The organism is Paenibacillus silvae (genome assembly GCF_014639235.1).
GTDB classification, from domain to species: Bacteria; Bacillota; Bacilli; order Paenibacillales; family Paenibacillaceae; genus Paenibacillus; species Paenibacillus silvae.
Window position 1 is genome coordinate 93,028 of the sequence record NZ_BMFU01000006.1, and the last position, 12,313, is coordinate 105,340.

General features: G+C 49.0%; 12 protein-coding genes. 3 read left to right on the forward strand and 9 right to left on the reverse strand.

Annotated elements, in window-relative coordinates; genetic code table 11:
• Window positions 1-13: 13 nt before the first annotated feature.
• The 7 genes from IEW26_RS19770 to IEW26_RS19800 form a co-directional block, all read right to left on the reverse strand.
• Window positions 14-967 (reverse strand): 3-oxoacyl-[acyl-carrier-protein] synthase III C-terminal domain-containing protein, encoded by a 954-nt coding sequence (locus IEW26_RS19770; RefSeq protein ID WP_188593581.1) that lies wholly within the window; start codon window positions 965-967, stop codon window positions 14-16.
• A gap of 42 nt (window positions 968-1,009) precedes the next feature.
• Window positions 1,010-1,864 carry a hypothetical protein gene (locus IEW26_RS19775; RefSeq protein ID WP_188593582.1) on the reverse strand — a complete coding sequence of 285 codons (855 nt, stop codon included), beginning with the start codon at window positions 1,862-1,864 and terminating at the stop codon, window positions 1,010-1,012.
• Window positions 1,864-2,124, reverse strand: a complete 261-nt coding sequence (locus IEW26_RS19780; RefSeq protein WP_111269236.1) for an acyl carrier protein — start codon at window positions 2,122-2,124, stop codon at window positions 1,864-1,866. The genes IEW26_RS19775 and IEW26_RS19780 overlap by 1 nt, the downstream gene beginning before the upstream one ends.
• A gap of 14 nt (window positions 2,125-2,138) precedes the next feature.
• Window positions 2,139-3,428, reverse strand: a complete 1,290-nt coding sequence (gene lysA / locus IEW26_RS19785) for a diaminopimelate decarboxylase (RefSeq protein ID WP_188593583.1) — start codon at window positions 3,426-3,428, stop codon at window positions 2,139-2,141.
• Window positions 3,429-4,817, reverse strand: a complete 1,389-nt coding sequence (locus IEW26_RS19790) for an ATP-binding protein (RefSeq protein ID WP_188593584.1) — start codon at window positions 4,815-4,817, stop codon at window positions 3,429-3,431.
• The gene (locus tag IEW26_RS19795; protein ID WP_188593585.1) at window positions 4,756-5,766 is read right to left on the reverse strand and encodes a 3-oxoacyl-[acyl-carrier-protein] synthase III C-terminal domain-containing protein; all 1,011 of its coding nucleotides are present in this window, start codon (window positions 5,764-5,766) and stop codon (window positions 4,756-4,758) included. The genes IEW26_RS19790 and IEW26_RS19795 overlap by 62 nt, the downstream gene beginning before the upstream one ends.
• Before the next feature lie 142 nt (window positions 5,767-5,908).
• Window positions 5,909-6,220 carry a hypothetical protein gene (locus tag IEW26_RS19800; protein WP_111269240.1) on the reverse strand — a complete coding sequence of 104 codons (312 nt, stop codon included), beginning with the start codon at window positions 6,218-6,220 and terminating at the stop codon, window positions 5,909-5,911.
• Window positions 6,221-6,401: 181 nt separating this feature from the next.
• On the opposite strand from IEW26_RS19800, the gene IEW26_RS19805 reads away from it, so the two are divergent.
• Entirely contained in the window at window positions 6,402-7,652 is a 1,251-nt protein-coding gene (locus IEW26_RS19805; RefSeq protein ID WP_188593586.1) for a helix-turn-helix domain-containing protein, read from the forward strand.
• A gap of 115 nt (window positions 7,653-7,767) precedes the next feature.
• On the opposite strand, the gene IEW26_RS19810 is transcribed toward IEW26_RS19805, so the two are convergent.
• Complete coding sequence (locus IEW26_RS19810; protein ID WP_111269242.1) at window positions 7,768-7,971, reverse strand: hypothetical protein; 204 nt, start codon at window positions 7,969-7,971, stop codon at window positions 7,768-7,770.
• A gap of 132 nt (window positions 7,972-8,103) precedes the next feature.
• A complete protein-coding gene (gene fosB, locus IEW26_RS19815; RefSeq protein WP_145405674.1) occupies window positions 8,104-8,523 on the reverse strand; it encodes a metallothiol transferase FosB in 420 nt (139 codons plus the stop codon).
• Between the two features lie 161 nt (window positions 8,524-8,684).
• On the opposite strand from fosB, the gene IEW26_RS19820 reads away from it, so the two are divergent.
• Together IEW26_RS19820 and IEW26_RS19825 are read left to right on the forward strand one after the other, a co-directional pair.
• Complete coding sequence (locus tag IEW26_RS19820; RefSeq protein WP_145405673.1) at window positions 8,685-9,584, forward strand: SDR family oxidoreductase; 900 nt, start codon at window positions 8,685-8,687, stop codon at window positions 9,582-9,584.
• Between the two features lie 182 nt (window positions 9,585-9,766).
• Complete coding sequence (locus tag IEW26_RS19825) at window positions 9,767-11,377, forward strand: gamma-glutamyltransferase family protein (RefSeq protein WP_188593587.1); 1,611 nt, start codon at window positions 9,767-9,769, stop codon at window positions 11,375-11,377.
• Window positions 11,378-12,313 lie beyond the last annotated feature (936 nt).

Below are 12,313 nucleotides of genomic sequence, written 5' to 3' on the forward strand. Positions count from 1 at the left end.
CTACCCCTCCTGTTCATTCTTCACAGCCTCCATGTTCAACCAGTGCAAAACCAAAAAAACTACCCAGTCCGATACTGACCATAACGGATCGTCCCTTCGGGCATACCCAACCCTCTTTCAATCCTGAGCTCAAATTAATAAACGGGTCCGTGGAGAAGGTATGTCCAATTCGCGAAATGTTATCCAGATAGATCCGTTCGAGCCCTACGCCCGTACGCCGGGAAAATTCCTTCCAGGTGGTCCAGTTCACATTGTGAGGAAGGATATGATTAATATCTTCGAAACCTAAGCCTTGTGACGCCAGCAGTTCCTGCATTCCCTGGATAATATGATCAATATATATTTGATTAAATGCTGATATCTCTTCTGGAGCTGCATGGTAACCTGCATGAAACCGGTTATCCCGCAGGACATGAGCAGCCTGTACGACATGCTGACAACTCTCTCTGCTTAGTAAAACCGCCACGGCAGAATCACCCAGAATTGCTGATTTTCGCAAATACCTCCATTCTGGAGGCAAAAAGTTAAACTGATCTGCGCAGATCAGCAGCACGTTTCGGATATGAGGCTGGGTTTGCGAGAGACGATCGAGCCATTGCAGTGCAGCAATAGAGGTAGCACAATTCATCTGGGACAAGCCGTAGAATGGTACATGCTCTAACCGCAGGCGGCTTAGAATGCGCTGCATAAGCCGATAGTCGCCCGGAGTCTGCACCTGAAAGGAATGCACATAAAGAACAAGGTCAATCTCGCAAAAGGGATATCCCTTCTGGAGCTGCTCCACAGCATAAATAATCGTATCATCGAGCATCTGCTCACTATCCGTTACGGGCACCCCCTCCAGATGGTGGTACTTACGCAGAAACTGAAGCTCGCCAGTGCCCAGCTCCAATGCACTGAGCACTTCTTCCGGCTGTTGAATCTGCTCAGGCAGATACACTCCAATGTCCACAATGCCAAATGCCAATGTTTGGCCTCCTTCCTCCGTTAGCTCGCATATTGGATATGCTTATGTTCGGATCATTAAACCATGGATAAAGGAGTCTGTCTTCTCCAGATGCATGAGACATATGTACTCGCCGCTGTCCGTCTCCCCGAGCATCTGCTGTAGACTAAAAAATGGCGCGGCACTCCAGTGTGAAGGATCGTAACAGTTCTCCGATTGACATTCCCTGTACCACTGCGCATCCTGGCAGAGCTCTTTCAGATCGGGATGTATGAGCAGACTGATCCGACTCCGATGAACATCCGCTGCGCCGACTAATCTGTCAAATACCAGACCTGCTGTATCCATGATGGAGTTCTCCGCATACTGCATATCGACACCTAGTAAGGCGGGGCCGCTACCTGTCGTCCGGTCAAGGTAAATAGCCGCAGCAGTATCAGGTCCTGCTGTTGAGTCAAGCTCGTCGATTTTATAGGGAAAAGACGTCTGATCCATGACAAGCAGCATCCCTTGGGTATAACCTTCTCTGTTCAGGTAATGTTGCAGCATATGCAGCGCTGCAAATGGTGCCCCAAACCCAAGATCATTAACGGCAAAACTGATAAACTGTCCCTGATAACGATTCATCAGGTAGTTCACCACAGAGATATCCGGGCGGCTGTTGGGAAAATTGTGGGCCAGCAGGAGCACATCGACTTCCGGTATCATTCGATAAAGCCCGGTCTCCTCCAGAATTTCAACACTCATCTCATGATAGGCATTGTTGCAGCTTGCCTGCAAAAGTTCCGCATCATACTGGATTGATGTACCTGCAAGCAGGTCCTTGTGAAAACGGATCAAGTCAGGAAGGTCAAGCGGAGCCTTCCTTCCCTCAAACAGCCTGACCTGCATATCCCGAATGAAAACAGACGATACCATCAGGCTGCAAGAAGCTGCTTTTCAATATAAGCTGCGAGAGAACCAACCGTATCAAATACATCGGGTTCAAGCTCATCCGGGTCAATCTCCAAACCTTCAATCCGGTCTTCAAGTGTCATCAGCAATTCCAGCACCGAAGTTGAATCCAGATATAACTCATCAAACAAGGACGTGCTCAGTTGGATATCTTGTCTCGCTTCTGTATTCAATACCTCAGCAAGGGCACCTTTGATCTCTTCAAGCAAAACGGCTGTTGTCATGATATCTTCTCTCCTTATCCATTCGTTATTGGTGTAGGCGATACTTGTACAAGACGTTGTTTGCCCAGCAAATCTTCAGGGGTATCTCGTTCCCGGATCAAAAAGGCTTCTCCCCCCACAATCAGCACTTCAGCCGGACTTCCATGGCTCAAAAAGTGTGTAGGAGACGCGGTTGGACCATACGCGCCTGAATGGAATACACCAAGCAAATCACCCTGCTCCACCGGAGGCAGCGTTACACGTTTGCCCACAACATCGTTAGGTGTGCATAATGGACCTGTGATATTGTATTCAGCCTCAGGAGTCTCGCCGTATCTTGTCAGGGATGCGATCGGGAAGTTCCGTTTCACATAAGAGCCTGTACCTACAGCTGCCATATGACAGTTTGTTCCTCCATCCGTAACAACAAAATTCTCTCCATATGATGGCTTGACGTATAATGCCCTACTAACCAGCATGCCGCAGGTTCCCACCAAATACCGGCCAAGCTCCATAAACAGTCTGGTGTTCTTGTGGCTTCGCTGAAATGATTCGAACATTGGATTCAGCTGTTCTGTCAGTTCGCTTATGTCAAGGAACTGTTCACCCTCATGATAAGGAACACCCAGCCCCCCGCCGACGTCAACCATTCGCAACGTAATATCCAGTTCGTTTTCGATACGCTCCGCAAGCTCCAGAATATGACGTGTGTTCTCAACGATTGGCTCAATCTCTAACATTCGGGTGCCCATATACACATGAAGACCCATAATCTCTATATGGGTGTACTTCTCAAACTGCTCTTTGCCCTGCAGCACACTTTGTTCGTCAATACCGAACTGACGTGGTTTACCTCCCATGGTTAGCCGCGACCCTTTGACAGAAAAGGAAGGATTCACACGCAATGCAACAGACATCATTCGCCCTTCATGGGCAGCAATCTCTTCAATAAGCTCAAGCTCCTGAAAGGACTCAGTCACAATGGCATATATCCCGTAACGGATGCACGCTGTAATCTCGGCATCACTTTTCCCTGGTCCAAGAAAAATAATATGTTGCGGATCAACGCCTGCCTCTACAGCGGTATGAAGTTCTGCCAAGGAACAAACCTCAGCCCGAGCCCCCATCTCCCGCAGCATGTTCACAATTGAAATATTCGGGTTGGCTTTAAGGGAATAGAACAGCTCCACTTGGGGTGTAAGCAGCCCCCGAAGCTCCTGATACACCTGCCGAAGCACTTCACCGTCATACACGTACAGCGGAGTCCCAAACCTCTGAGCTATACTAGAAATAGGAAGCCCTTGAATCTCGTATTCCACAGACACTCACCTCACCTCGTTAATGGAAGACAGGGCGGCTTCTACTGCCTCGTCAAGAACTGCCAGCCGTTCAGGAGAAGAACCGATAATGATACCGTACAGCCGCCCGGAGAAAATCGTTCCCTCACTTTTGAATGCTGCATTTACTGTGGCAAAATTATTGATCAGCAAACCCTCTCCATTCTCTGGTCTGAACATCCATTCACCCAGCATGGCATGAAGTTCCTTATACTCCAGCAGGCGATGAAGCCGCAGAGTGTATTTTTTGGCCAATCCATAATAACCATCAGGCAGGTACTGCTGCTGAATATTGAGCTGGTAGGTAGACATGTTAAACCTTGCATTGATCTCCAGGTTGGGCCAGATCGTACCATCCTCATCCAGAATTGCATCCATACCGGCAATGCCATAATACCCATCTTGATACAGTGCTTCGCCGATGCGTATTGCGGCTTCGCGAATCACTCCAAGTTGAGCTTCACTCAGCCTGGATGGCATAAGATGTCCTTGATGTACACCCTGCTCTACCAAGGACTCCTTTACACCAAGAAACTCAACTCCGCCGGATTGGTCAATAAGAATCTGGTAATTCAGATCGCAAATTTTGTCAATCCACTGCTCCAGCACGTAATTGATCTTGCGAATGCCTTTTTTGCCTGCCTGCTTCTCCAGCATGCTCATGCACTTTTGAAATCTGGCTTCATCCGGGATTACGGTAATGCCTTTGCCGGACACCCCCATGGAATCCTTCAAGACCAGACGGCCGCCCTGCTCCAATACGAATTTTAACTGTTCAAAACCAGAGGCCAGCTCTTCTAGAGACGCACACTCAACACCAGGGATTTGGCGAATATCAAGCCGCTTGTTCAGACGTCTCGAATATCCTTTGTCATTCACCTGACGAAAGATCATAGAGGAAGGAACCGCCAAGGGAATTCCTGTAAGATGCGATAGCTCTTCTTCCCGCTCTGATGTGCCAAAAGGAACCAGAAACACAGGTGATTCTGCTGTCTGTGCCAGTTCTCTCAGCTTGTCCATCGTGGCAGAGCACTGCAGCAGACTTGCCGTTATGTTAAGTCCCGGATTGTTGTGTACGGGCGCAATATACCGTGACCTGCCAAACCCCAGCGCTTGTGCAGCACTTATAAAATCCGGGCTCGGCAAACTTTTGAGCAGCACAATATCTTGATCTCCGGCAAGAAAAACCCCCAGCTCCTCCATCCGGTGTACGACATCCGCTGCCGATCCTATGCTTAATGAGGGCAGCTTAAGGATTTCCGGGTCCTCCCAGTACTGCTCCACTTCAAAATTATTCAAATAGACAAAGGTAACATCATGCCGGCCCGTTAACGCCAACTTCAGTCGGCTTGAGAAATCGGTTAACACCGTGGACATCGCCATCACCCCCTGTTTCTGCATATTGCATCACTGCTACACTGAATGTAACGCCAAGTCCAACGGTGACAAGCAAATAATAATCCCCTGGCTGCATCAGTTTCTGCTCCAGAATAGCCTGGAGATTAATGTACGGGTCTGAACAAAAACAGTGTCCGATCTCCTGTACATTCGATGTGTAGATGCGTTCATACGGATAAGATAAACCGGCAGCGACCTTCTTCCAGGAGGACAGATTTACATTGTGAGGAACAATATATTGAATCTGTTGTAAAGTCAGGCCCGCTTGCTCCACAGCCGTGACAATCACTTCACACAACCGAGGAATGTATATCTCTTGAAATTCCCTGAGGATTTGGGGAGAACCCGTCAATACGTTGCAGAATTGCCCCAAAGTTATACTGGTGAGTCCAACGACATGGCTTCCCGCTCCCCTGCTTCCTACCAGAACGGCTGCCGACGCCTCTCCCATTACCGTTGTATTAGGGATCAGCTGCACTACGGGGCTAAAGGTTTTCTCGCCCGTCAAAATTAAAATATGGTCATCCGCTTCCAATGAAGGCAGCAATGTCTCCGCCACATGAAGGGCAATCAGCCCTGATGCACAGTTCTGCTGCGTAAGCGAAAACGCGATGGCATGCTGCAATCCGTAAACCCTCTTTAGAGCTTGCAAAACTTTCATAGGAAAGGGGAAATTTTCCTGAATTGTGTGGCAATAAATGATATACTTAATCGAGGTGGGAGCAACGTCAGGATGACCTGTCACCTGGGCAAGAACCTGTCCAAGTAACGAAGATAAATCCCCATCCCTGTCGTGCCGAACCTGCTTCAAACCATGAATTTTCTCCAGCACTTTGGTCTGGGCATGGTTAAGTCCAAGATGCTCGTTCAGTTCCCTGATCGGGACAATGTGCTCCGGAATGTGAGACCATATCTGCTTTATATGCATCAGTATCAGACACCTCGTTATACAAACGTATGGATCTCCCTTTATACAAAACGTATGAAGCTCTTTAAAATGAAGGGAGAGAAAGAGCTTCCGCAGAAGCTCTCATCTATGAAACTATCGTATCTTTTAAGTAAGTAGAACATTAGGCACGAGCCAGGACTGCACGGGCTTCCAAAGCGCGAGCTTCGGCTGCACGGGCTTCCAAAGCACGAGCTTCTGCTGCGCGTGCTTCCAAAGCGCGAGCTTCAAGTGCACGAGCTTCCAAAGCACGGGCTTCAAGTGCACGAGCTTCCACCGCTCGGGCTTCTACTGCGCGAGCTTCAAGCGCACGGGCTTCGGCTGCACGAGCACTCACTTCACGTGCCTCGCCCAGCCCATTTACTTCCAATTGTGAAGCTTCAATTTCTTTGCGCTTCAATTGCTCCAGTGTAATGGGAGTCGCTTTAATCACCATTCATTTTTCCTCCTTTCATCTTGGATACTATCATTCTATAATCTTCCAAATCACATTTAAACTGTAAATGGAGGTAAATGAACCTCAACCTTACTTACCCCGGCTTTTGCTCACTCTGTGGATGCAGTATACCCATCCATTTTCAACGCTTAAAACTATATGCAAGGGATGGTGAATGAGGATGATCGGACCCAAAATCAAAAAAATCCGTGAGCAGCTGGGACTGTCCCAGAAACAACTTGCAGGTGAGGATATGACACGTTCCTACATAAGCCTTATCGAAAAAGGCAGGGCCGTTCCTTCTCACCGCGTGTTGAAAATCATCGCCAGAAGACTTCATACACCCGTGGAGTTTTTTGTAGGGGGAAGCGCGCAGGCAGACAATGATATTGCTCAGGCTGTTCTGGACAAGGCCAAAGCCTGCTATGCTGCGCAAAACGACTCTGATTGCATACGTATAGCACATAAAGTGCTGACACTAACAGAGGATATCTCGGATCAATCTGAGGCCTATCTGCTCATTCTGCGGAGTTACAATCGGCTTGGGGAATATCGGCGCACTTTGGATGAGGGGGATCTGGCATCTTTTACAATTATCCAGACGGGAGATCGGGAGCATATTGTAGCGTATTATCTGGAAATGGGACGAGCCGCGTTTCATGCAGAACTATATCATGATGCCCGGAAATATTATGAGCAGGCACATACTTACAGCAGCCGACTCAAACATCTGCATCATGAATACATCTGCGCATTAACTTATCTTGGCACAACCCATTTACGTCTGGGCAATGTGGACGAGGGTCTGGGATATTATATCAAAGCGGAGAAGGAAGCCCGTATGACGGGACAAGCGGAATTATACGGAGAAATCACGATGGGTCTGGGTAAAGCCTATTATATGTCGAATCATGAAGATCATATGCTGTTAAGTCAGGATTGGACTAAAAAATCCGTAGAAGCCTATAAACAGGCAAACAGCGACTCCTATGTTCTGGCACTTCACAATCTCGCTGTCATTCAACTTCACATGGGACACAAAAAAGAAGCCCTTGGGCTGCTCAATGAATGTGCAGTAATCTATGACCAGCGCAAGCTTCCTCACAAGAAGGCTTCCATACTGGAGGAAATCAGTAAAGTGTATCTGGAGGAGAATAACCCCGAGCAAGCAGAATCGATTATAAAAGAAGCCCTTCAGCTGCTGGAGCTCCAGGATGAAGGCATGCTTCGTGCCAAGTTATACCGCCTGCTGGGCATCGTATTTCATGAGAAAAATAACCGTGATCAAAGCTACTATTTTCTAAGAATGAGTCATGATCTGCTTAAACGAATCGCCGCCAGTCGCGAGGCAGATATCAGCCAGCAGCTTATTCGGTTGAGTTTGCAGGAACCTAAAATGAGCTATGAGGACTACAAATCTTATATCAGGTAAACGATCTTCACCTAACAACTAGGGAGAATCGGGTGAGCGAATTAAATGAAGGGGCTCCTTGCAGAGCCCCTTCACATGAATGAACCCAGCTTCCAGAATACATCCTGTGCTGTGCTCAGCGAGTAGGAACCGGATCGTTCAGTTCCAACGAAACGTTCATTGGTTGGTTTGGCACCAAAATATGCTGTCCGTAAGTTTGGACCAGTCCTCCACGGAGCCCGTAGATATGAAGCTGTCCCGAAATGAAGGGTACAAGCATGATAATAACAAAACCGAGCTGCGTTGCAGCAGCAAGCCATTTCGTACCTCTTTTCTCCATATTTATCTCTCCTCATGTTTTAATCAACATCAGACCGGTCATCGTATCAAGGTGACCTATACTATATCTTACGGACATTTTCAGTGACTTAAAATACGTTAATTGCCATTTACCTCCATTTTCCTGCAAATTTCACGAATAAAACGTCATATGTGGTTTTTCCTCACGATAATATTTCAGCCGCTGCTGCAAACTGCCTGTGTGCAGTTCAAATAAATGACCGTCCGGGTCTGTAAAATAAACTGATTTCCCATCCTTCGCATCTCTTGGTCTTCCGGGAATAATATCGGCTCCGGCTGCTCGCAGCTGCTCTACCGATGCTTCAAACTCCTCTTCTTTTACAGTAAAGGCGATATGGGTATAGGTACGTTCCGTATAATTACGAAGAACATCCTCCTGATTCAAAGCAATCCAAAGCCCGGCCAGTTCAAAGTAAGCCAGCTTGCGCCCTTTAACCTGTATTCGGGCACCTAGAGCCTGCTCAAAGAATGTAATGGATTGCTCCAGATTGGATACGGAAAAGCATAAATGGTTGATTCCCTGAATATTCATATGGCTCCTGACACCTCCGGTTATTTTAAAGAGATACATCCTTATTATGGTATATGTTTCCTGAAGAAAACAAGCATTCTCATCGGTTCACACCGCACCTTCCTCTAGGCGAATGCATAGGGTAGGCTTATCAAGAAATGTTCTAGGAGGTTATGCAAACGATGAACCCGGTCTATCCATTTTACGGTGAGAAAACGGTGTGTAAACCGCAAAAGCTGGCTTTTCCGCCCCAGCATCAGGATCAACAGCCCGGTCTGGAGACGTTAATGGTTCCCGAGCCAATCAGCGAGGACCCTGCTTATATTGGCAGCTGCAAGCTTCAAGGCAAAGTTGCGATTATTACTGGCGGCGACAGCGGCATTGGACGGGCGGCAGCGATCGCTTTTGCCAAGGAAGGGGCAGACGTTGTTATTGCTTATTTATACGAACGGGAAGACGCTGAATGGACACGCAGCCGGATCGAGGAGCTGGGTCAGCGCTGTATGTTGATTGAAACCGATCTGCGGCTGAAGCCCAATTGTGAACAGGTCATTCGCAAGACAATGGAAACGTTCGGCAAAATGGATGTGCTGGTCAACAACCACGCCGTGCAATACGTGCAGCAGAGCATTGTCGACATCTCGGAGGAGCAGCTCTATCATACGTTTCAGACCAATGTGTTCTCGTATTTTTTCCTGATCCAGAGCGCCCTTCCGCATCTGTGCAAAGGAGCATCCATCATCAACACGGCTTCCATTACGGCCTACAAAGGTGATGTGCGACTCATTGATTATTCCTCAACCAAGGGAGCGGTCGTATCGCTCACGCGTGTACTTTCCCAATCTCTGGCAGATAAAGGTATTCGGGTAAATGCTGTCGCTCCGGGTCCAATCTGGACTCCGCTTATTCCGTCCAGCTTCTCGGCTGAGGATGTGCAGGTGTTTGGCACAGATACGCCAATGGGCCGGGCAGGCCAGCCCTATGAACTTGCAGCAGCATACGTCTATCTGGCATCGCGTGATTCCTCCTATGTTACGGGTGAATGCATTCATGTGAACGGCGGCGATATGGTAACTACGTAAGCTTATGCAGCTGCAGCTGATTCTATATACGTTTGATTGCCAATGAAACACATAGATACGGAGGATAGGTTGGATTTGGAGCGTTTAGCAGGAGTTTGGCGGTCTGGTTGCGAAAAGGGTTTAGGAGCTATCGCTTCGGTTAAAACAAAATCTGACATCTCGCGACAAGGAGCTGACCCACCATGAACTTTGATTCTCTCTACCAACCCTATCCCTCCTACCGGGTACCCGTCTATGCCAAGCAAGGTATGGTTGCTACTTCACAGCCGCTGGCGGCACAAGCGGGGCTGGATATTTTGAAGCAAGGCGGCAATGCCATCGATGCCGCCATTGCTACTGCGGCAGCACTCACCGTGCTGGAGCCAACGTCCAATGGCATTGGTGGCGATGCTTTTGCCCTCGTCTGGACGGAGGGCAAGCTGCATGGCCTGAATGCCAGTGGGCCTGCGCCTCAGAGCATTTCGATTGAGGCGCTGCATGCGGCAGGCTATACGGAGATGCCGAAGCTGGGGGTTGTGCCGGTGACGGTGCCTGGCGCACCGGCGGGGTGGGCGGAGCTGAGCCGTCGTTTTGGACGGCTCACGCTGGCGCAAGTGCTGGAACCGGCCATCCGCTATGCGGAGGAAGGTTATCCGCTTGCGCCGGGGCTGGCCCGCCACTGGGCGCGGGCGGCCGAGGTCTATGCACGCCAGGGCGATGCGGATGCAGGGCGTGCGTGGTTTGAGACGTTTACCCCTGGCGGGCGCGTGCCCGCTGCGGGGGAGCTGTGGCGCTCGCCGGGCCATGCGGCCACGTTGCGCCGGATTGGCGAGAGCGAAGCGCGAGACTTTTACGAAGGAGAACTGGCGGAGCGCATTCACGCTTTTCTGGCCGAGCACGGCGGTTACCTGACTCGTGATGACCTGAAGGCTTTCCGGCCGGAATGGGTTGATCCGATCTCGGTATCTTATCGCGGCTTCGATGTGTGGGAGATTCCGCCGAACGGGCAAGGGCTGATTGCCCTCTCCGCACTCAATCTGCTGAAGGGCTTCGACTTTGCCGAGAAGGAAACTGTCATCAGTTATCATCGGCAGCTGGAGGCGATGAAGCTGGCTTTTGCCGATGGGGAAAAATACATTACGGAAGAACGCAAGATGGGTATTTCCGTGGAAGAGCTGTTATCCGAGGCCTACGCCGCAGAACGGCGCAAGCTTATTGTCTACACGGCACAGGCACCAGAAGCTGGTGATCCGCGCGCAAGCGGGACTGTTTATTTGGCAGCCGCAGATGGCGAAGGCAACATGGTTTCTTTTATCCAGAGTAATTATATGGGCTTTGGGTCAGGACTGGTGGTGCCGGACACAGGCATCTCACTCCAGAACCGCGGACATAACTTCTCACTCAACCCTCTGCATGCGAACGCTCTGGAGCCAGGTAAACGCACGTATCATACAATTATCCCCGGATTCCTGACACGCGGCGATGTGGCTGTTGGTCCATTCGGAGTCATGGGCGGTTTCATGCAGCCCCAAGGTCATGTGCAGGTCGTGATGAATACGATCGATTACCACCTGAATCCACAAGCAGCCCTCGATTCGCCGCGCTGGCAGTGGATGAAGGATAAAACGGTGCTCGTAGAGCAGGGCTTCCCGCAGCATATTGCCCAAGCGCTCGCCCGCAAAGGACACGACATCCGCACCGAGCTGGACACCTCCCAGTTTGGACGTGGACAGATCATCTGGCGCAACCCGGATACAGGCGTACTGTGCGGAGGTACAGAGAGCCGGACAGATGGCTCTATCGCGGCCTGGTAGAACCAATCACACCGTAGGAATGATAAAAATATCGCTAACATGGTGCAAATATCGCTGACATGGTGCAAATATCGCTGACATGGTGCAAATATCGAAGGGATGATGCAAATATCACAGTGATAATGCAATCATCGCAAGCACAATGTGACAGTTATGCAGATGTTGGTGGGCATATATTAAACATATTGGTTGAGCTCCAGTCATACAAACGCTGGTGGGCACATATTAAACATATTGGTTGAGCTCCAGTCATACAAACGCTGGTGGGCACATATTAAACATATTGGTTGAGCTCCAGTCATACAGACGCTGGTGGGCACATATTCGTGACACAACAAAGTTCCGGGTATATTTGAGTGTGAGTGTGAATGTAAGTGTAACGATCTCAGATGACCTTATTTGTGAGATTTTGGGCTTTCTGGAATTCTAACGATTCCCAGAGAGCTTATTCCCCCTAAAATCAAAGAAACTGACCTGTTTTCATGTGAAATACTTGAAATAAGGTTTCCTGAGATCGTTAGAAATTAAAAGTAGCAAAAATACTCCATATAAGGTTTCTACGAATCGTTAGAATTTTTGCAAGCTGAAAAATGAGGATTTGTAGAAGACACATCTCTGAGCTGCAGCGGAATTGTTTTCATTTTCAGGTCTTAGCTGCGGAAGGATAAAGGTTAGTTTCGAATAGTGTGACTACGGTGGGACTTGTACTGCGCTGGGTTCGAGTAACTTGATTGAGACGGACTTGTACTGGTTAGACGAGCAATGCTAGAGCTTCGGTTTCTACTTCGGCAGTGAAGAGTATAATGTTTGGTGCTGTTGAGGGCTGTTGAGGCTGTTAGATGCTGCTTGGCTCTGTTTGAGGCTGCTTAAGGCAGGCAACAGAATCGGTATTTTAACAGTAACTTCATTTACAGCATCAAAAAGGAGCCCGCCCAT